The sequence below is a fragment of the Ewingella sp. AOP9-I1-14 genome (genome assembly GCF_052375995.1).
Taxonomy (GTDB): Bacteria; Pseudomonadota; Gammaproteobacteria; order Enterobacterales; family Enterobacteriaceae; genus Ewingella; species Ewingella allii.
Window position 1 is genome coordinate 101,041 of record NZ_JBQSVA010000009.1, and the last position, 21,261, is coordinate 122,301.

The 21,261-nt window shown below is 53.6% G+C and carries 16 protein-coding genes and 1 riboswitch; of the genes, 11 read left to right on the forward strand and 5 right to left on the reverse strand.

Annotated elements, in window-relative coordinates:
- Positions 1-32: 32 nt before the first annotated feature.
- A complete protein-coding gene (gene ppc / locus ACT3RT_RS20110) occupies positions 33-2,681 on the reverse strand; it encodes a phosphoenolpyruvate carboxylase (RefSeq protein WP_496203626.1) in 2,649 nt (882 codons plus the stop codon).
- A gap of 277 nt (positions 2,682-2,958) precedes the next feature.
- Entirely contained in the window at positions 2,959-4,113 is a 1,155-nt protein-coding gene (argE, locus tag ACT3RT_RS20115; protein ID WP_353503860.1) for an acetylornithine deacetylase, read from the reverse strand.
- Positions 4,114-4,338: 225 nt separating this feature from the next.
- Here argE and argC point away from each other — a divergent pair, with 225 nt between their 5' ends.
- The 4 genes from argC (at position 4,339) to argH (ending at position 8,900) form a co-directional block, all read left to right on the forward strand.
- The gene (gene argC, locus ACT3RT_RS20120; protein ID WP_496203627.1) at positions 4,339-5,343 is read left to right on the forward strand and encodes an N-acetyl-gamma-glutamyl-phosphate reductase; all 1,005 of its coding nucleotides are present in this window, start codon (positions 4,339-4,341) and stop codon (positions 5,341-5,343) included.
- Positions 5,344-5,398: 55 nt separating this feature from the next.
- Positions 5,399-6,172 carry an acetylglutamate kinase gene (gene argB, locus ACT3RT_RS20125; RefSeq protein ID WP_185688876.1) on the forward strand — a complete coding sequence of 258 codons (774 nt, stop codon included), beginning with the start codon at positions 5,399-5,401 and terminating at the stop codon, positions 6,170-6,172.
- Positions 6,173-6,233: 61 nt separating this feature from the next.
- Positions 6,234-7,454, forward strand: coding sequence for an argininosuccinate synthase (locus ACT3RT_RS20130; RefSeq protein ID WP_353503861.1), 1,221 nt, complete (start codon positions 6,234-6,236; stop codon positions 7,452-7,454).
- 69 nt (positions 7,455-7,523) lie between these two features.
- Positions 7,524-8,900, forward strand: a complete 1,377-nt coding sequence (gene argH / locus ACT3RT_RS20135) for an argininosuccinate lyase (protein WP_496203628.1) — start codon at positions 7,524-7,526, stop codon at positions 8,898-8,900.
- Between the two features lie 206 nt (positions 8,901-9,106).
- Here the strand turns inward: argH and ACT3RT_RS20140 are convergent, their stop codons facing one another.
- Positions 9,107-9,865 (reverse strand): glutathione peroxidase, encoded by a 759-nt coding sequence (locus ACT3RT_RS20140; RefSeq protein ID WP_353503863.1) that lies wholly within the window; start codon positions 9,863-9,865, stop codon positions 9,107-9,109.
- Positions 9,866-10,026: 161 nt separating this feature from the next.
- Here ACT3RT_RS20140 and oxyR point away from each other — a divergent pair, with 161 nt between their 5' ends.
- Entirely contained in the window at positions 10,027-10,947 is a 921-nt protein-coding gene (gene oxyR / locus ACT3RT_RS20145; RefSeq protein ID WP_353503864.1) for a DNA-binding transcriptional regulator OxyR, read from the forward strand.
- Here oxyR and sthA read toward each other — a convergent pair.
- Positions 10,930-12,330, reverse strand: a complete 1,401-nt coding sequence (gene sthA / locus ACT3RT_RS20150; RefSeq protein WP_034794659.1) for a Si-specific NAD(P)(+) transhydrogenase — start codon at positions 12,328-12,330, stop codon at positions 10,930-10,932. The two genes, oxyR and sthA, sit on opposite strands and share 18 nt — an antisense overlap.
- A 223-nt stretch (positions 12,331-12,553) precedes the next feature.
- On the opposite strand from sthA, the gene fabR reads away from it, so the two are divergent.
- The 4 genes from fabR to bglB all read left to right on the forward strand — a co-directional run bounded on the left by fabR (position 12,554) and on the right by bglB (position 16,646).
- A complete protein-coding gene (gene fabR, locus ACT3RT_RS20155; protein ID WP_353503865.1) occupies positions 12,554-13,231 on the forward strand; it encodes an HTH-type transcriptional repressor FabR in 678 nt (225 codons plus the stop codon).
- On the forward strand, positions 13,206-13,565 hold the full coding sequence (locus ACT3RT_RS20160) for a YijD family membrane protein (protein WP_353503866.1): 360 nt from the start codon (positions 13,206-13,208) through the stop codon (positions 13,563-13,565). The genes fabR and ACT3RT_RS20160 overlap by 26 nt, the downstream gene beginning before the upstream one ends.
- 330 nt (positions 13,566-13,895) lie before the next feature.
- Complete coding sequence (locus tag ACT3RT_RS20165; RefSeq protein WP_353503867.1) at positions 13,896-15,491, forward strand: MFS transporter; 1,596 nt, start codon at positions 13,896-13,898, stop codon at positions 15,489-15,491.
- A gap of 15 nt (positions 15,492-15,506) precedes the next feature.
- Positions 15,507-16,646 (forward strand): beta-galactosidase BglB, encoded by a 1,140-nt coding sequence (gene bglB / locus ACT3RT_RS20170; RefSeq protein WP_496203629.1) that lies wholly within the window; start codon positions 15,507-15,509, stop codon positions 16,644-16,646.
- Positions 16,647-16,725: 79 nt separating this feature from the next.
- Here the strand turns inward: bglB and trmA are convergent, their stop codons facing one another.
- Positions 16,726-17,829 carry a tRNA (uridine(54)-C5)-methyltransferase TrmA gene (gene trmA / locus ACT3RT_RS20175; RefSeq protein ID WP_496203630.1) on the reverse strand — a complete coding sequence of 368 codons (1,104 nt, stop codon included), beginning with the start codon at positions 17,827-17,829 and terminating at the stop codon, positions 16,726-16,728.
- Between the two features lie 173 nt (positions 17,830-18,002).
- A riboswitch (cobalamin riboswitch) is annotated at positions 18,003-18,273 on the forward strand.
- A gap of 67 nt (positions 18,274-18,340) precedes the next feature.
- Here trmA and btuB point away from each other — a divergent pair.
- Together btuB and murI are read left to right on the forward strand one after the other, a co-directional pair.
- Positions 18,341-20,203, forward strand: a complete 1,863-nt coding sequence (btuB, locus tag ACT3RT_RS20180) for a TonB-dependent vitamin B12 receptor BtuB (protein ID WP_496203631.1) — start codon at positions 18,341-18,343, stop codon at positions 20,201-20,203.
- Positions 20,148-21,029, forward strand: coding sequence for a glutamate racemase (murI, locus tag ACT3RT_RS20185; RefSeq protein ID WP_441656052.1), 882 nt, complete (start codon positions 20,148-20,150; stop codon positions 21,027-21,029). The genes btuB and murI overlap by 56 nt, the downstream gene beginning before the upstream one ends.
- Positions 21,030-21,261: the final 232 nt, after the last annotated feature.

Here is a 21,261-nt window from a genome sequence, read left to right on the forward strand (position 1 = left end):
TTTTAGTTTTTGCTTCTCTTAACTTGTCAGCACTAGCCGGTGTTGCGCATACCCGCCGCCACGCCCGCAATCGTCACCATCAACGCCTGCTCAACGCGCGCGTCTGGCGTACTGCCTTCTTTCTCTAACTGGCGTGAACGGTGCAGCAACTCAGCCTGCAGCACGTTCAGTGGGTCAGTGTAGACGTTACGCAGGGCGATAGACTCGGCAATCCACGGCAGGTCAGCCATCAGGTGGTCATCGTTGGAAATCGCCAACACCACTTTGATGTCGCTTGCCAGCTGGTCGCGTAGCTTCTGGCCCAGCGGCCACAGCTCTTTATCCACCAGACGCTGGTCGTAATACTCCGCCAGCCACAGGTCGGCTTTGGCGAAGACCATCTCCAGCATGCCGATACGCGTCGAGAAGAACGGCCAGTCGTGGCACATCGCCTCAAGTTCATCGCGTTTACCGGCATCTACCACGGCTTGCAGGCCCGCACCCGCGCCGAGCCAGGCTGGCAGCATCAGGCGGTTTTGCGTCCAGGCGAAGATCCACGGAATAGCGCGCAGGCTTTCGACGCCGCCGTTGGCCTTACGTTTCGCCGGGCGTGAGCCCAATGGCAGTTTGCCCAGCTCTTGCTCCGGCGTCGCCGCGCGGAAGTAAGGCACGAAATCCTTGTTTTCGCGCACATAGCCGCGATACATGTTGCAGGAGACGTCGGACAGCTGCTCCATGATCTCCACCCAAGCTTTTTTCGGCTCTGGCGGCGGCAATAGGTTGGCTTCCAGGATCGCGCCGGTATAGAGCGCCAGGCTGCTGATGGTGACTTCTGGCAGGCCGAACTTGAAGCGAATCATCTCGCCCTGTTCGGTGACGCGCAGGCCACCCTTTAGGCTGCCCGGAGGCTGAGAGAGCAAGGCCGCGTGGGCCGGAGCGCCACCGCGACCGATAGAGCCGCCGCGTCCGTGGAACAGCGTCAGCAGCACGCCCGCTTTCTCGCAGGTTTTGATTAATGCGTCCTGAGCGCGGTATTGCGCCCATGAAGCCGCCATCACGCCAGCGTCTTTCGCCGAGTCGGAATAGCCAATCATCACCATCTGTTTGCCCTGAATGGTGCCGCGATACCAGTCGATATTCAGCAGCTGAGTCATTACGGAGTCAGCATTGTTAAGGTCATCAAGGGTTTCGAACAGCGGCGCTACCGGCAGAGTGAACGGGCAACCCGCCTCTTTCAGCAGCAGGTGAACGGCCAGCACGTCAGACGGCGTTTTCGCCATAGAAATGACGTAAGCGGCAATTGAGCCTTCCGGCGCTTCGGCAATTACCTGACAGGTGTCGAGCACCTCTTTGGTGTACTCGCTCGGCTCCCAGAAGCGCGGAACCAGCGGGCGCTGTGAGTTCAGTTCGCGGATAAGGAAGGCCTGTTTGTCAGACTCTGACCAGCTTTCGTAATCGCCCAAACCAAGGTAACGGGTGATTTCGGCAATGGCGTCGGTATGGCGGGTGCTCTCTTGGCGGATGTCGATACGCACCAGCGGCACGCCGAAGCAGCGCACGCGGCGCAGGGTGTCCAGCAGCTGGCCGTTGGCGATAATGCCCATGCCGCAGGCAACCAGTGACTGGTAGCAGGCGTAGAGCGGCTCCCACAGCTGGTCATTGTTGACCAATAAATCGTGAGGCTGTGGCAGGCGTTCGCCTTTCAGACGCGCTTCCAAATAGACCTGCGTGGAGGTCAGCTGGCTGCGCAGGCGCTTCATGATCACGCGGTAAGGCTCAATGCCTTCTTCACCACCGGCGCGCTCGCGCAGTTCATCAGTGGCTTCGGTCATGGAAAGCTCGGAAATCAGCACCGCGACGTCGCGTAGGAACAGATCAGTGGCTTTCCAGCGGCTCAGTAAAAGAACGTGGCGCGTGATGTCTGCCGTGACGTTTGGGTTGCCGTCGCGGTCGCCACCCATCCAAGATGTGAAGCGAACCGGCACGGCTTCTACTGGCATTTTGTAGTCCAGCGAGGTTTCGAGCTGTTCGTTGAACTCGCGCAGGAATGACGGCACGCCTTCCCACAGGCTATTCTCAACGACCGCAAATCCCCATTTGGCTTCATCAACCGGGGAAGGGCGGTGTTTACGAATTTCATCGGTATGCCATGACTGGGCAATCAGCTGGCGCAGGCGGCGCATAATCTGCTTGCGCTCGTAATCCGCCAGATCGTTATGGTCGAGCTGCTTGAGGCAGTTGTTCACTTCCACCAATTTGTGGATCAGCGTCCGGCGGGCAATCTCTGTTGGGTGAGCCGTCAGCACCAGCTCGATAGAAAGCTCTTCAACCGCGTCACGCAGTTGCTGATCGGTCAGATTTTTGGCTTTCAGGCGCTCAATTAGCTGCGCCAGTACTTCAGGGTTGCTGGCCGCTTCGCCATTAGGCGAAATGCTGTGGTACTGCTCGGCCACGTTGGTCAGATTGAGGAATTGGCTAAAAGCACGGGCCACTGGCAATAACTCGTCGTTGGACAAGTTTTGCAGCGTGGAGAGCAGCTCTTGGCGATCTGCTTCATTTCCAGCGCGTGAGGATTTGGATAACTTACGAATTTTCTCAACACGATCAAGGATATGTTCTCCCAACGTATCTTTGATGGTGTCGCCAAGCAGTTTACCTAAGGTACTGACATTACTGCGCATTGCGGAATATTGTTCGTTCATATTACCTCTGTTGACCTCGGACCCGATTTTTATAATTTGTAGATAACTTTCACCCGTAAGGCTGTGACGCCTTTTTCTGTCTGCCAAACTTTCTCTTTTTTTAATTACACAACTGTTTTACCGCAAAAACGTCGTTTCCTTCACTAAAAAAAGGCATTTTTCGTCAATGTGGCTGAAATTTAATTACAGCTCACAAGGTATCAGTTTGTCTAATCAGCATATTGTCCAGTATCAAGAGCGCCCTGCGACGCCCTTGATATGGCTGCTCTTTCTTCACTTATACGTGATGGCAGAAGTGATGAACCACTTGCGCGATCAGCTCGCGAGTCGGCTTGATGAAGGCGGTATCAATGTATTCATCCGGCTGGTGTGCCTGCTCAATCGAACCCGGCCCTAAGACCAGCGTCGGGCACAGCTCTTGGATAAACGGCGCTTCGGTACAGTAGTTAACAATCTCCGTTTCCACGCCCAGCAGCTTCTCCACCACCTGCACCAACTGGTGGTCCGGCGGGCATTCATAGCCCGGAATCGGCGGATGCAGCTCTTCGATGGCGACGCGGCCCGGCCAGCGACTGCTAACTGGCTCCAGCGCTTCTTGTAACAGGCCGTCGAGATCAGACAGCGTCAGCCCCGGCAGTGGGCGGATGTCCATATGCAGCTCACAGCAGGCGCAAATACGGTTGGCCGCATCGCCGCCGCTAATGTGGCCGAAGTTCATGGTTGGATAAGGAATGACAAAGCCGCTGTGGTTGTAGCGCTCTTTCAAAGTGTTACGCAGGCCAATCAGCTGGGTAATGGAGTCATGCATCAGGTCGATGGCGTTCACGCCGCGCGCCGGGTCACTTGAGTGGCCCGATTGCCCGGTGATGCGAATCGCATTCGAAATATGGCCTTTATGCGCACGAACCGGCTTCAACGACGTCGGTTCGCCGATGATCGCGCAGTCTGGGCGAATGGCGGTATTTTTCGAAAAATAGCTCGCGCCTGCCATGGTGGTTTCTTCATCGGCGGTGGCGAGGATATATAGAGGTTTAGTCAGTTTGGTCGTATCAATATCCCGCAGCGCATCGACGATAAAAGCGAAGAAACCTTTCATGTCGGCGGTACCCAGACCATAGAGCTTATTTTCATGCTCGGTCAGGGTGAAAGGGTCGCGAGTCCAGCGGCCATCGTCGAAGGGGACGGTATCGGTATGGCCCGCCAACAGCAGGCCGCCAGCGCCTTGGCCAACGCTTGCCAACATATTGAATTTATTGCGAGTATTCGGCACAGGTTGGATTTCAACCTTAAAGCCTAGATCGCGGAACCAGCCTGCTAACAGGTTGATTAGCTTTTCGTTGCTTTGATCTAATGCGCTGTCTGTGGCACTGATCGAAGGTATCGCGATTAACGCCCGATAAAGCTCAATAAAAGGAGGTAATTTCATCTTCACTGTTGACAGCCTTTAGTTAGGGTAGTATTCATATTCATGCAGTTTATGTGAATAAAAATACAATATGCCAGCGCGTAAGGGAACCGGAAAGAACGGTCGGTTTAACCCAACGCAGTTGCTGAGAATCTCGCGGGTGAACGGCGTATGACGCGGTGAACCCTGTTACCTAAGAAGTACGCTGTATCGCAAAGCCATACAGTTAAGTTGAGAAGGTGAACAGACCCCATGTTGAATACGCTGATTGTTGGTGCCACAGGCTACGCCGGAGCTGAACTCGCTGCCTACCTGAACCGCCACCCGCAGATGAACATAACCGCTTTAATGGTTTCAGCGCAAAGTGCAGATGCAGGAAAATTGCTTTCTGATTTGCACCCTCAGTTAAAAGGCATCCTCGATCTGCCTGTTTTGCCAATGAAAAACGTGGAAGACGCGGCGAAAGATATCGATGTGGTTTTTTTAGCCACTGCCCATGAAGTCAGTCACGATTTGGCGCCGCAATTTTTGGCCGCGGGCTGCGTGGTGTTTGACCTGTCCGGTGCATTCCGCGTCAACAAGCCTGATTTCTACTCCGAATTTTACAGCTTTGAACACCAGCACCTCGACTGGCTGGACGAGGCGGTGTACGGCCTTGCTGAATGGCAAGCCGACAAACTCAAAACCGCGCAACTCATCGCGGTCCCAGGCTGCTACCCAACGGCGTCTCAGCTGGCGTTAAAACCGCTGGTGGAAAATGGCCTGTTGAATGAAGACCAGTGGCCGGTGATTAACGCGACCAGCGGCGTGAGCGGCGCGGGGCGTAAAGCCTCTCTCGGCACCAGCTTCTGCGAAGTCAGCCTGCAACCTTACGGCCTGTTCAATCATCGTCACCACCCAGAAATTGTAGAGCATCTCGGCGTGCCGGTGATCTTTACCCCGCACCTGGGCAACTTCCCGCGCGGCATTCTGGCCACCATCACTTGCCGCCTGAAAGCGGGCGTGACGGCGCAGGACGTGGCGGAAGCCTTCCATAACGCTTACCACGACAAACCTCTGGTGCGTCTCTACACCAAGGGCGTTCCGGCGTTGAAAGACGTGGTGGGCCTGCCGTTCTGCGACATCGGTTTTGTGGTGAAAGGCGAGCACCTGATTGTGGTTGCGACAGAAGATAACCTGCTAAAAGGCGCGTCGGCGCAAGCAGTGCAATGTCTGAACCTGCGCTTTGGTTTCCCAGAAACCCAATCGCTGCTTTAATTTATCTTGGTCTAAAATCAAACATTTACTTAAACCGATTGAGGCGCGAACAGCTATGAATCCGTTAGTTATCAAATTAGGTGGTGTGTTGCTGGACAATGAAGAAGCGCTCGAGCGCCTGTTCATGGCGCTGGTGACTTATCGCCAGCAATATCAGCGCCCATTGGTGATCGTTCACGGCGGCGGTTATCTGGTCGATGAGTTGATGAAGAAACTCAACCTGCCCGTGGTGAAGAAGGCTGGCCTGCGCGTAACCCCTGCGGACCAAATCGACATCATCACCGGCGCATTGGCCGGTAGCGCCAACAAAACCCTGCTGGCGTGGGCGGTGAAAAACGACATCAACGCCGTTGGCCTGTCTTTGGCAGACGGCGGCTCGGTGGTGGTAACGCAACTGAGCGAAGAGCTTGGTAATGTCGGCAAAGCAGAAGTCGGCTCTCCGGCGCTGATTAACACCCTGACTGGCGCAGGCTACCTGCCGATTATCAGCTCCATTGGTATCACCGCCGATGGTGAACTGATGAATGTGAATGCTGACCAAGCCGCGACGGCGCTGGCAGCCACGCTGGGCGCAGATTTAATCCTGCTGTCAGATGTGAGCGGTATTCTCGACGGCAAAGGCCAGCGCATACCGGAAATGACCACGCAGAAAGCGGAACAACTGATTGAGCAAGGCATCATTACCGACGGCATGATTGTGAAGGTTCACGCCGCGTTAGACGCCGCGCGCTCTCTTGGTCGCCCGGTGGATATCGCCAGCTGGCGTCACGCCGAGCAGCTTCCGGCACTGTTTAATGGCACGGCGATCGGTACGCGTATTCTGGCGTGATCTTCGTGCTTAACCCATTGACTGAATTGTTAAATCAATAAAATTTTTAAAGGAAATCATCATGGCAGCAACCAAAGGCATCAAGAAAATCGTTCTGGCTTATTCTGGCGGTCTGGACACCTCGGCAATCATTCCTTGGCTGAAAGAAAACTACGGCGACTGTGAAGTGGTCGCTTTCGTTGCAGACATCGGCCAAGAACGTGCTGACCTCGAAGGGATCGAGCAGAAAGCCCTGCGTACCGGTGCATCTGAGTGCCACGTGGTTGACCTGCGTGAAGAGTTCATCAAAGACTACGTTTACCCGGTGCTGAAAAGCGGCGCGTTGTATGAAGGCAGCTACCTGCTCGGTACCTCAATGGCGCGTCCGTTGATTGCTAAAGCACAGGTTGAGCTGGCGTTGAAAGTGGGCGCTGATGCGCTGTGCCACGGCGCGACAGGTAAAGGTAACGACCAGGTGCGTTTCGAAACCACTTACACCGCGCTGGCTCCACAGCTGAAAGTGGTCGCTCCTTGGCGTGAGTGGGACCTGCGTTCTCGCGAAGCCCTGCTGGATTACCTGAAAGAGCGTAATATCCCGACCACCGCGTCGCTGGAAAAAATCTACAGCCGTGACGAAAACGCGTGGCACATCTCTACCGAAGGCGGCGTGCTGGAAAGCCCATGGAATGCAGCAAACAAAGATTGCTGGGCATGGACAGTCGCGCCAGAAGACGCGCCGGACGAAGCTGAGTTGGTCACCGTTAAAGTTGAGAAGGGTGCAGTGGTGGCGGTTAACGGCGTAGAGCTGACACCATTCCAGTGCCTCGAAGCGCTGAACGTGCTGGGCGTGAAACACGGCGTTGGCCGTATCGATATCGTTGAAAACCGTCTGGTGGGCATTAAATCCCGTGGTTGCTACGAAACGCCGGGAGGCACCATTATGATGGCTGCGCTGCGTGGCGTTGAGCAGCTGGTTCTGGACCGTGACAGCTTCAAATGGCGTGAGCAGCTGGGCCATGAAATGTCTTACGTGGTTTATGATGGTCGTTGGTTCGCTCCGCTGCGTGAATCTATCCAAGCCGCCGCTGACGCGCTGGCAGAAGATGTGAATGGCGAAGTGGTGGTGAAGCTGTACAAAGGCACCGCGACGGCTATCCAGAAGAGTTCTCCGAACAGCATGTACTCTGAAGAGTTCGCTACTTTCGGTGAAGATGAAGTGTATGATCACAGCCACGCGGGCGGCTTTATCCGTCTGTTCTCGTTGTCATCCAGAATTCGTGCGCTGAACTCAAAGAAGCAGTAATTCGCGCGTAGAAAATATTTTAAGGGCGCACAGGCTGCGCCCTTTTGCATAGATCAAGGAGTACAGGTTATGGCACTTTGGGGCGGGCGTTTCACTCAGGCGGCAGACCAGCGTTTTAAAGAATTAAATGATTCCCTGCGTTTCGATTACCGTCTTGCCGAGCAGGATATTATTGGCTCGGTGGCGTGGTCGAAGGCGTTGGTAACGGTTAACGTGCTGACCGCCGAAGAGCAGGTTCAACTGGAAGAAGCCTTAGGCGTGTTGCTGGAAGAAGTGCGTGCTAATCCGCGCGCCATCTTAGCCAGCGACGCAGAAGACATTCACAGCTGGGTGGAAGGCAAGCTTATCGACAAAGTCGGTAACCTCGGCAAGAAGTTGCACACCGGCCGCAGCCGTAATGATCAGGTCGCCACTGACTTGAAACTATGGTGCAAAGAGCAGGTACTGAACCTGCAAGAAGCCGTGCGCCACTTGCAGCAGGCGCTGGTCGCCACTGCGCAAGCGAACCAAGACGCGGTCATGCCGGGCTACACCCACTTACAGCGCGCCCAGCCGGTAACTTTCGCCCACTGGTGTCTGGCTTATGTCGAGATGCTGGCGCGTGATGAAAGCCGCCTGCAAGATACTCTGAAACGTCTGGACGTCAGCCCGTTGGGCACTGGCGCACTGGCGGGCACTGCGTACCCAATGGACCGCGAGCAGCTGGCCGGTTGGTTAGGATTTGCCTCTGCCACCCGAAACAGCCTGGATAGCGTTTCCGACCGCGACCATGTGATGGAGCTGCTGTCGAACGCCTCTATCAGCATGATCCACCTGTCGCGCTTCGCCGAAGACCTGATTTTCTTCAACAGCGGAGAAGCGTCGTTTGTAGATCTGTCCGACCGCGTGACCTCTGGCTCATCCCTGATGCCACAAAAGAAAAACCCGGACGCGCTGGAGCTTATCCGTGGCAAGTGTGGCCGCGTGCAGGGCGCACTGACGGGCATCATGATGACCATGAAGGGCCTGCCGCTGGCGTACAACAAAGACATGCAGGAAGACAAAGAAGGGCTGTTCGACGCGCTCGACACTTGGATGGACTGTCTGCAAATGGCGGCGCTGGTGCTGGACGGTATTCAGGTCAAACGTCCGCGTTGTAAAGAAGCCGCGCAGCAGGGCTACGCGAACTCCACCGAGCTGGCGGATTATCTGGTCGCCAAAGGTGTGCCATTCCGCGAAGCCCACCATATTGTCGGTGAAGCCGTGGTGGAAGCCATTGCTCAGGGCAAAGCGTTGGAAGCTCTGCCATTGGCCGATTTGCAAAAATTCAGCAGCGTGATTGGCGATGACGTTTACCCAATCCTTGAACTGCAATCTTGCCTCGACAAGCGCGCAGCCAAGGGCGGCGTGTCACCACAGCAGGTTGCTCAGGCTATCAGCGATGCTAAAAGTCGCTTAGGTGAGTAATAGCTCACTGCGTTAGACCAAAAGGCTCCTGTTCAGGGGCCTTTTCTTTAGGTGAAAAACGGCAAAAAAAAGGCGGACATAAAGTCCGCCGAATGTTCACGTAGTCTCTCACTCGCCATCAGGCTGCTTGCCTTGCAGCAATACCCTGATTTTGAGCTTCTTTCGTTTTACTTATCTTAATTCTCTTACAATCTTTACGCGTCGTCTTATTGTGCCACTTCGCACACGTCTGCTTCGCTGTTCAGATAGACATCCAGATCGTCGCTTCCCCCGATGTGGCGACCACCAATAAAGACTTGTGGCACAGTTGCACGGCCTGTTACAGCGCGCAGGCTGACCGTAGTCGCGTCTTTACCTAATACAATTTCTTCATACTGAATGCCGCGCTCTTGCAGCATTTGTTTCGCTTTAGAGCAGAAAGGGCAGCCCGGCTTAGTGAACACGGAAACTGATTCCTGCACTTTATAATCCGGCGCCAGATACTTCAGCATGGTATCGGCATCAGACACTTCAAACGGGTCGCCCGGCTTGTTTGGCTCAATGAACATCTTCTCGACCACGCCGTTACGCACCAGCATGGAGTAACGCCAAGAGCGCGGGCCGAAGCCTAAATCAGCTTTTTCAACCAGCATGTTCATGCCTTTGGTGAATTCGCCGTTGCCGTCAGGAATGAAGGTGATGTTGGCGGCGCTTTGCTCAGCCTTCCACGCATTCATGACGAAAGTATCGTTGACGGAGACACACAGAATGCTGTCTACGCCGTGGCTCTTAAACACGCCTGCCAGCTCGTTGTAGCGCGGCAAGTGGCTCGAAGAGCATGTCGGGGTAAAGGCACCCGGCAGCGAAAATACAATGACCGTTTTATTTTTAAACAGTTGATCGGTGCTGAGATCCAGCCATTGGTCTCCTTGACGAGTGTGGAAAGTAACTTGTGGAACTTGTTTCCCTTCGTGGCTTGTAAACATCAGTAACCTCTTAATTTATAAAATATAAAACTTGCGCTCTGTCAGTATCGTTTCGATGTGTGCCATTATTAACGATTGTTGTTGATAGTTATAATCGTTGATTGCTATCTTATCTATCGCCGCGAGCTATCGTCTCGACCTGTTATGGCAATGGAGGAAAAATGAATATTCGTGATTTGGAGTATCTGGTGGCTTTGGCGGAGTTCCGTCATTTTCGACGCGCTGCGGATTCTTGTCATGTGAGCCAGCCGACCTTAAGCGGGCAGATCCGCAAGCTGGAAGATGAGCTGGGCGTGATGCTGCTTGAGAGAACCAGCCGCAAAGTGCTGTTCACCCAGGCGGGTTTATTGCTGGTGGATCAAGCCAGAACCGTGCTGCGCGAAGTGAAAGTGCTGAAAGAGATGGCCAGCCAGCAAGGCGAGGCGATGTCCGGGCCGCTGCACATCGGGCTTATCCCGACCGTTGGGCCTTACCTGCTGCCGCAAATCATTCCTACGTTGCACAAAACCTTTCCAAAGCTGGAAATGTACTTACACGAAGCCCAGACCCAGCAACTGCTGGCGCAGCTCGACAGCGGCAAGCTTGATTGCGCGATTTTAGCCTTGGTCAAAGAGAGCGAAGCCTTTATCGAGGTGCCGCTGTTTGATGAGCCGATGAAGCTGGCGATTTATGACGAGCACCCGTGGGCCTCGCGCGATCGCGTTGCCATGGCTGATTTAGCCGGAGAAAAGCTGCTGATGCTGGAAGATGGTCACTGTTTGCGTGATCAAGCGATGGGCTTCTGTTTCCAGGCCGGGGCGGATGAAGACACGCATTTCCGCGCGACGAGCCTTGAAACCCTGCGCAACATGGTCGCGGCAGGCAGTGGTATTACGCTGTTACCGTCATTGTCGGTGCCAAAAGAGCGCAGCCGCGATGGCGTGACCTATTTGGTGTGCGACAAGCCGGAACCGAGACGCACCATTGCTCTGGTATATCGTCCCGGCTCCCCGCTGCGTGGCCGCTATGAGCAGCTTGCGGAAGCCATTAAGGTTCACATGCAAGCTCATATGGATAACGCTGCGTTAAAACAGGCGGTTTAATCCATTCAGGGCGGCAACGCGATACGCTTCCGCCATGGTTGGATAGTTGAAGGTAGTATTAACGAAATATTCGATAGTATTGCCTTCGCCTTTCTGTTCCATGATCGCCTGCCCGATGTGGATAATCTCCGCCGCACGCTCGCCAAAGCAATGAATACCAAGGATTTCTTTGGTATCACGATGGAACAGCAGCTTCAGACTCCCCACGTTCATCCCGGCGATTTGCGCCCGTGCCAGATGTTTAAACTGCGCGCGGCCCACTTCGTACGGTACCTTCATGGCGGTCAGATCTTGTTCGGTTTTACCGACAGAACTAATTTCCGGAATGGTGTAAATCCCGGTCGGAATGTTTTCAATCAGGTGAACTTTGGCTTCGCCCTGAATCATTGCCTGCGCGGCAATGCGGCCCTGATCGTAAGCTGCCGACGCCAGGCTCGGGTAGCCAATGACATCACCCACGGCATAGATATGCGACAGCGCGGTTTGATACATGCTGTTCACTTTCAACAAGCCACGGCTATCAGCCACTAAGCCAATGTTTTCTAAGCCCAGTTGGTCGGTGTTACCTGTACGTCCGTTGGCGTAAAGCAGGGCGTCTGCTTTGACCTTCTTGCCGGATTTCAGGTGCATGATCACGCCATCTTCAACGCCTTCAATCTTCTCAAACTCTTCGTTGTGACGAATCACCACGCCGTTGTTCCAGAAATGGTAGGAGAGGGCGTCAGACATCTCTTGGTCGAGGAATGACAGCAGGCGGTCACGGGTGTTAATCAAGTCGACTTTGACATTCAAACCACGGAAAATCGACGCGTATTCGCAACCGATCACCCCGGCGCCATAGATGATGACGTGGCGCGGCTCGTGGCTCAGTTCAAGGATTAAGTCGCTGTCGTAGATGCGTGGGTGGCTAAAGTCGACGCCGTGCGGGCGGTAAGGGCGCGAGCCGCAGGCGATGACGATATTGTCGGCGGTAAGCTCTTCATGGGTGCCATCGGCGTAGCGCACGCTGACAGTGTGTTCATCCACGAAGCTGGCGTCACCGGCGAAAAGTTGGCACTGGTTGCGCTCATAAAAACCCTGACGCATGCGAGTTTGCTGATTAATCACTGAGTCAGCGTGGCGCAGGATGTCGGGGAAGCTTGAACTCAAGGTGCGGGAATTGTCGCTATACAGCGGATTTTGGTTGAATTCGATAATTCTGCTGACGGCGTGGCGCAGGGCTTTCGAAGGGATGGTTCCCCAGTGAGTACAGCCGCCACCGACGTTATTATAGCGTTCGATGACCGCAACTCTGGCCCCTTGTTTAACCAGTCCCATAGCGGCGCCTTCTCCGCCAGGGCCTGAGCCGATGATAATGGCATCAAAATGAGATTGCTGTTGCATGGTTCGAAACCTATTTTTTATACAAAATAACAACGAGAAAGTAACATATTAGTCCTGTTTTCCCTACAAGCAGTTGTCAATTCGTGGGAAAACCGCAACATTCAGACCCACTTTATCCTCTCTTTTCTATACCTCGGCGGGTTAAAAAATTTGGTATAGTGAAATCATAACGAGTCATTTTATTAACACCTTTAATAAGAAGAAAACACTGCGGATGAAGGTTATGGGCGTAAGAGCACAACAAAAAGAGCGCACGCGCCGCTCACTGATTGAGGCGGCATTTAGCCAGCTCAGTGCTGAACGCAGCTTTGCCAGTTTAAGTCTGCGTGAAGTTTCCCGCGAGGCTGGGATCGCACCCACCTCTTTTTACCGCCATTTCCGCGATGTTGATGAACTCGGCCTGACCATGGTAGACGAGAGTGGGTTAATGCTTCGTCAACTGATGCGTCAAGCGCGTCAGCGCATTGCCAAAGGTGGCAGCGTGATTCGCACCTCCGTATCGACTTTTATGGAGTTCATTGGCAATAATCCTAACGCCTTTCGCTTACTGCTGCGCGAACGCTCCGGGACCTCTGCGGCCTTCCGCGCCGCCGTCGCTCGCGAAATTCAGCACTTTATTGCAGAACTGGCAGATTATTTACAACTCGAAAACCACATGCCGCGTAGCTTTACTGAAGCGCAGGCAGAAGCCATGGTGATCATCGTCTTTAACGCCGGTGCCGAAGCGCTGGATGTTGATATAGCCCAGCGTCGCCAGCTCGAAGAGAGACTGGTGCTGCAGCTACGTATGATTTCTAAAGGTGCATATTACTGGTATCGCCGTCAGCAGGAGCGCACGGCGGTGTCTCCAACTAATAAGTCCAGAGGTACTGAAGATGACCGAACAACCGAACCAGGATAATGGCACTTTGCTCCTGGCTCTGATTGCCGGACTGTCGATCAACGGCACGTTCGACGCGTTTTTTAGCTCCGTAGTAACCTTCTCCGTTTTTCCCGTGATAGCACTTTGCCTTGCGGTCTATTGCCTGCATCTGCGCTATCACCACAAAGAAATGGCCAAGGGATTACCGACCTTAGCGGCGGCCAGCTTCCTGCTCGGTTTCCTGCTTTACAGCACTATCGTGCGCGCGGAGTACCCGCAGCTGGGTTCCAACTTCCTGCCGTCGCTGATTAGCGTGGTGCTGGTGTTCTGGATTGGTATCAAGCTGAAGAAGCGCAAAGCAGACAACCTCTAATTTTGCCACTGCGGCTTACCCTAGTGAGCACATCAAGGCAGCCAGCTGGCTGCCTTTGTTTTATCTGCCATCCTCACCCGTTATCCCTGATGTCGCAGATCCATTCCCTGATTATTTATGAAACAACAGTTCATTAATATCAAACTACTGTTTAGTAATTAGATGTTGATCGGCTAAACCTTTCTATAATTGCCACATGTTAGAGATGAGTGGCAAAAACAGAAAGGTCTTCGGCCTCCCCCATCGCTAATTTGAATCATGGCAGAGCGGACCCGCGTCCATTTGGATTCTGCCTACGTTTGGCAGTGATTCAATAAGGGGCTGACGGCGATGAAAACACGAAAAATCGGACTACTAAATTACCTTGCTTACGGCTCGGGGGATTTTCTTGGCGCAGGGACGACGGCCTTAACCGCCGCGTGGCTACTCTATTTCTACACCACCTTCTGCGGGCTGACCCCGATTGAAGCAACCTTTATCTTTGCGACCGCCCGCGTGGCGGACGCCGTACTCAGCCCGTTGATGGGCTATTTGACGGATAACTTTGGTGGCACCTGGCTTGGCAAACGCTTTGGGCGGCGCAAGTTCTTCATTCTTCTCGGCATTCCCTGTGTGTTTAGCTACAGCCTGATGTGGGTTGGCGAGATGAACTACGTCTACTATCTGCTGACGTATCTGCTGTTCGACATCGTTTACACCATGATCCTGGTGCCTTATGAGACGCTGGTGCCGGAGATGACCGACGATTTCAAACAGAAAACCAAGTTTTCCGGGGCGCGTATCGCACTCGCACAGCTGTCGGCCATTTTGGCCGCCTTCCTGCCGGGGATCTTGTTGCAACAGCTGGGTAAAGATAATCCCCTCTCTTTCTTCTACTCGAGCTTGGTCTTCTCGGTGATCTGCGCGCTGGTGCTCACGCTGGTCTATTTCTTCACTTGGGAACGGCCGGCGGAGCTCAAGTCGGAAGCCATGTTAAAAATAGAACGCGAGCGCCAACAGCTGACGCTGGGTCAGAGCCTTAAGCGATTGAAAGTTGAACTCTCTTCAACGCTGCGTATTAAGATTTTCCGCCAGCATCTCGGGCTGTACCTTGGCGGCTATATCGCGCAGGACGTGTTCAACGCGGTATTTACTTATTATGTGGTGTTTGTGCTGATGCAAACCGCCACTGTCGCCTCGAACCTGATGGGCGTGATGGCTATTCTGCAATTCGTCGCCGTGATTGCGATGATCCCACTGTGTATTCGCTTCGGGCCCGCGCCCTCTTATCGGCTGGCCGTGACCCTTTTCGCGCTGGCGGTGATCTCCTACGGTTTCCTCTATTTCAGCCACATGAGTGATTCAATGTCGCTGTTACTGTTGATCTCCGCATTGGCCGGGCTGGGGCGAGGGGGGATCAACTACGTGCCGTGGAATATCTACACCTATATTGCCGATGTTGATGAAACCATTACCGGCCAGAGGCGCGAGGGGATTTTTGCCGGCGTCATGACCCTAACGCGCAAGGCTTCGCAAGCTGGCGCGGTGATGTTGGTCGGCATCATTTTGCAACTGTCGGGTTTTGTCTCGGGCAAGAGCGAGCAGTTGCCATCGGTGGGGCATACCATCCTCGGCGTCTTGGTTGTGGGGTCGCTGGTGATGCTGACGATGGGCTTTATTATTTCGCTCTACTTCCGCCTCAATTTACAGACTCACCGCGTGCTGGTGCAGGAAACGCAAAAAATGCGTATCGCCAATCGCCCCGTCCCTGAGCAGATCACCACAGAAGACCGCGCCACCGTGGAACTCCTCACCGGCCTGCAATATGAGTCCTTGTGGGGTAATAACAATATTGGTTATTTGCATCGCAACAACCCGCCGCCGCAAAAAGCGACCTCTGAGGTTATGTCCGATTTACCCATTCAGCAGCAGGGTCAGCGCCCTTAAATAATGGAGAGCATCATGAAGGTTTTTGACGTTAAGCACAGCGCGCTGCTGAGGCAGCCTGAGTATTTTATCTCGCGAAACGAGTTACAGTCGCTGATTCATAAAGTGACTCATAATCTGGTGAATATTAAAGATGAAACCGGCGAGTTCCTGCTGCGTCTGGACGATGGCCGGGTTATTGATACCAAAGGCTGGGCGGGGTGGGAATGGACACATGGCATCGGCCTATACGGTATTTATAAATATTATCAACAGACTGGCGATGACCAGATGCGGGCAATCATTGACGACTGGTTTACCGCAAGGCTGGCCGAAGGCACGCCAACCAAAAATGTTAACACCGTCTGCCCGTTCCTGACGCTGGCCTACCGTTATGAAGAAACCCGCAATCCGGCTTGGAAACCCTATCTTGAGCGCTGGGCGGAGTGGGTGATGCATGAGATGCCGCGCACCGAAAAATGCGGTATTCAGCACATCGTTTATAACAATGAAAATAGCCAGCAGATGTGGGATGACACGCTGATGATGAGCGTGATGCCCCTGGCGAAGATCGGCAAACTGCTCGGTAGACCGGAGTTTATCGAAGAGGCGACCTATCAGTTCCTGCTGCATATTCAGTACCTGATGGATCGCCAAACCGGCCTTTGGTTCCACGGCTGGACCTTTGACGGCCAGCATAATTTTGCTCAGGCTCGCTGGGCGCGAGGAAACAGTTGGATAACCGTCGCTATTCCTGAGTTTATCGAGCTGCTCGACTTACCGGAGGGCAACGCGACGCGCCGTTATTTACTGCAAGTTTTAGAGAGTCAGATTGCCGCGCTGGCGGCCTGTCAGGACGAAAGTGGTTTGTGGCATACGCTGTTGGATGACCCGAATTCTTATCTGGAAAGTTCAGCGGCGGCGGGATTTGCCTACGGGATCCTGAAGGCCGTTCGCAAACGCTATATAGATTCAAGCTATGCGCCGGTTGCCGAGAAAGCCGTGCGCGGCGTGATAAAGCAGATCAATCCGGCAGGCGAGTTGACGGGCGTTTCATTTGGCACCGCCATGGGCAGCGATCTGGATTACTACCGGCAAATCCCCATCACCTCCATGCCTTACGGGCAGGCGATGGCCGTGTTATGCCTGTCGGAATATCTGCGGGTCTATTTGTAGCGAAAAACAGCTGACGGAAGCTTCAGCTGTAAAAAAGGCGGGCTCACTCAGTGGCCCGCCTTATTGTTTTAGACTCTTCCTACCGGCGTTTTTCCAGCAGCACGCCGCATTCCATATGGTGGGTATAAGGGAATTGGTCGAACAGCGCCAGCTTGGTCAGGCTGTGGGTGTGGCTCAGCGTCTCGAGGTTGGCGCACAGCGTGTCCGGGTTGCAGGAGATATAGAGGATACGGTCGTAGCCTTGCACCATCTTCACGGTGTCATCGTCCAGCCCACTGCGCGGTGGATCGACAAAAATGGTGTTGCAGTCATAACCGGACAAATCCACATCTTTTAAACGATGGAATTCGCGCACGCCGTTCATCGCTTGGGTGAAGTCTTCGGCCGCCATGCGGATAATCTGCACGTTATCAATCTGATTCGCTTCGATATTATATTGCGCCGCCGCCACGGACGGCTTGGCAATCTCAGTCGCCAGGACGCGGTTGAAGTTCCTTGCCAGCGCCAGCGAGAAGTTGCCGTTGCCGCAATAAAGCTCCAGCAGGTCGCCGGTCGAGCCTTCAGTAATGCCCAGCGCCCATTCGAGCATCTTGATGTTCATCTCGGCGTTTGGCTGGGTAAAGCTGTTCTCCACCTGACGATAAATCATGTCGCGGCCCGCCACTGGCAGTACTTCATCGACATAATCTTCGTCGAGCATGATTTTAGTTTTTGCCGCGCGGCCAATCAGCTGAATATCAAAACCGTCCTGACGCAGCTTGTCGCGCAGCACCGTCGCGGCCGCCGTCCACTCATCATCCAGCTTGCGGTGGTAGAGCAGAGAAGTGATCAACTTGCCGCTGCGCGTGGACAAGTAATCAATCTGGAAGATTTTGCGGCGCAATACCGGCTCTTCTTTAATAGCGGCAATCAGCACAGGCATCAGACGGTTAATCAGCTCGCTGGCGGCGGGGAACTGATCGACGCGCACGCGAGCCTTGGTCTGCTGATCAAACATAATGTGGTAGAGGTCGCCCTCATCATGCCAGACGCGAAACTCGGCGCGCATGCGATAGTGGCTGACCGGAGAGCGGAAAACCTCAGGAGCCGGCGCCTGAAAAGGCGTCATCATCGCCGTGAGACGTGCGGTCTTTTCCGCCAGTTGGTCGTCGTATTGTTCAATGGGCAGGTTTTCAGGCGTCATGATTTATCTCGTCTACTGCGGGTAAATGGGCGAACTTAGCGGGGGATTGTAGGGAATGCTCCCGCGAAGTCCAGTTTTCCGCTTATTCATGGGCGTTATTACCATGCTTCTCACGCAACCTATTTGATTAAAATTTAATGGCCCTTACGGATGTCTGGATTTCCAAAAGGGTTGATCGTAGGATGCAATTCGGCCTCGATAATAGAGTTAAAAGGGAATCCGGTGTGAATCCGGAACTGGCGCGCAGCGGTATGGGGAAGTCAAGGCGATAGCAGCTTGAGCTGTTACCGACACTGTCTGGTTCTTCTTTCTTTATATAGAGAACTTTTTATAGAGAATGTAAGAGAGATGGGAAGTCATCGCCCGGTGGCGGCATATTATTTTTTTCATTAATTAGCCAATAAATCCTAAGTCCGAAAACCTGCCGATATTCCGTCGCATTTTCACCCTCGTCGCGAGAACGTGGGTGTTTTTCTGCGGCATCCGCCAATTAAGTTTGGATGCTCAATTCATGACAATTAAAAAGCACGCGCTGCTGACGGTATTATCCGTCACGGCTTTTTCTGGGTGGGCGCAGGATAATACTTCCTCTTCAGACAACAGCGACAATCTCGTTGTGACCGCCAACCGCTTCCCACAGCCCGTCTCTTCAGTATTAGCGCCAACCGATGTGGTTACCCGCGAGGATATTGATCGCTGGCAGTCTAAATCCGTGGTGGATGTATTACGCCGCCTGCCGGGCGTGGATATTGCGCAAAATGGCGGCATGGGCCAGCTGAGTTCTTTATTTGTGCGCGGCACCAACTCCAGCCACACATTAGTCTTAATTGACGGTGTGCGTTTAAATCAGGCGGGTATTTCGGGTTCAACTGACCTTAGCCAGATCCCTATCGCGTTGGTACAGCGGATTGAATTTATCCGTGGGCCGCGCTCGGCGGTTTACGGCTCCGACGCCATTGGTGGCGTGGTCAACATTATTACCACCCGCGATAAGGATGAGACGACCCTCGGGGCGGGTATCGGCTCGAATGGGTATCAAAATTACAATGGCTCTACACAGCAGAAGCTGGGTGAAAACACCACGGTCACCGCCGCGGGCGATTATACCTATACGCGTGGCATTGATGTTGTCGCTGACGGCAACAACGGCGGCGTTCCTCAGCCTGACCGCGATGGCTTCATGAGTAAGACGCTCTATCTGGCGCTGCAACACCAATTCACCGAAGAAGTCGGGGGTTTTGCTCGGGCTTATGGCTATGACAATCGCACGGCCTATGATGGTTATTACACCCCTGACAGTCCGTTAATCGATACCCGTCAGCTCTACAGCCGCACCTATGATACGGGCCTGCGCTATGAAGATGGGATTTACGCCACTCAGCTGATTGGCAGTTATAGCCACGTGAAAGACTATAATTATGACCCGAGATACGGGCAGTATGACTCTTCCGCTTCATTAGATGACTCAGACCAGTACAACCTGCAATGGGGCAACACCCTCCAAGTGTGGAAAGGGCAGGTAAGTGCAGGTTTGGATTGGCAGCGACTCACCACCGAGCCGGGCACCAGCTATCTTAATGATGGCTATAGCCAGCGTAATACCGGCGTTTATCTGACAACACAGCAGAAAATTAGCGACTTCACCCTTGAGGGCGCGGTGCGCAGTGATGATAACTCGCAGTTTGGCCAGCACACGACGTGGCAGAGCAGCGCCGCGTGGGAGTTTATCGACGGATATCGCCTGATAACTTCCTATGGAACGGCGTTTAAAGCCCCCAACCTGAGCCAGCTCTATAGCGGTTTTTATGGCGACCCAAATCTGAAACCTGAAGAAAGCAAGCAGTGGGAAGCCGGGCTGGAAGGTTTGACGGGGCCTCTGGATTGGCGTTTATCCGCTTATCGTAACGATATCGATCAGTTAATCGATTTCAACAGTCAGGGGACTTATTACAATATTAATAAGGCCACGATTAAAGGCGTGGAGTGGACAGGTAATTTCGATACCGGCCCATTACATCACGCCATCACCTTGGAATATCTGGATCCACGCAATTCTGAAACTAACGCAATATTGGTACGCCGAGCCAAACAACAGGCGAAATACCAGATTGACTGGAATGTGGCGCAGATCGATTGGTCGATTAACTACCAATACTTGGGACAGCGTTACGATACGGACTTTGGCTCATATCCTTACCAGACGGTTAAACTCGGCGGCGTCAGTTTATGGGATCTCGCCGCGTCATATCCTGTCACCTCACATTTAACCGTTCGTGGTAGAATTGCCAACTTGTTTGATAAAGATTACGAGACGGTTTATGGCTACGAAACACCAGGACGTGAATACTTCCTCTCTGGAAGCTATACCTTCTGATAGCTCGATAACGTCTGGCCGTCCGACGGCGCTGGTATTTGACTCCGGCGTCGGCGGATTGTCTGTTTATCATGAGGTCCGGCAGATGCTGCCGGACCTCCACTATATCTATGCTTTCGACAATGTGGCTTTCCCCTATGGCGAGAAGTCCGAAGAGTTTATTGTCGAGCGAGTGGTCGAGATAGTCAGCGCGGTCGCTAAGCGTCATCCCCTTTCTATTATTGTTATCGCCTGTAATACCGCGAGTACGGTTTCCCTTCCTGCGTTGCGCGCCAAATTCAACTGCCCGGTCGTGGGCGTGGTGCCTGCCATTAAACCGGCGGCCAAGTTAACGCGTAACGGCGTGGTGGGATTGCTGGCCACCCGGGCCACGGTGCAGCGTCCTTATACTCATGATCTCATCGAGCGCTTTGCCACGGATTGCCAGATTTTGATGCTGGGTTCGGCAGAGCTGGTGGAAATAGCCGAGGCGAAGCTGCACGGCGCGCCGGTTTCACTGCCCGCACTAAAGAAAATCCTCCAGCCATGGCTGCGTTTAAAAGAGCCGCCGGACACCGTGGTGCTTGGCTGTACTCATTTTCCGCTGCTCAGCGAGGAGTTGGCGCAGGTATTACCCGATGGAACACGCCTGATTGACTCGGGTTCCGCCATTGCCCGCCGCGCGCATTGGCTTATTGAGACTTCTCATCAAAAAATTCCTGCCAAAAAAGAGGGTGTGGAAATAGAAAGTCTGGCGTACTGCATGGCGATGAATGAAGAGGCTGAAATCCTGCTGCCTGTTTTGCAGACATATGGCTTCAGAAGTATCCAAGAATTGCCGCTTTAAACACCTTTTGGCGAAAGAATCAGCGGTCGATAAATTATTTGTATTTTAGGGGTTGCGGCCTTCTGAGAACTCCCTATAATGCGCCTCCACTGACCGGGAACAACGACTGAGAAGTCGCTCGGTGAGGAAGAAAAAAGAAGAATGTTCGAATGAATAATCTCTTGACTCTTCAGCGGGAAAACGTAATATACGCCTCCCGCGCCGCATAAGATTCTTATCGGAACAGCGGCAT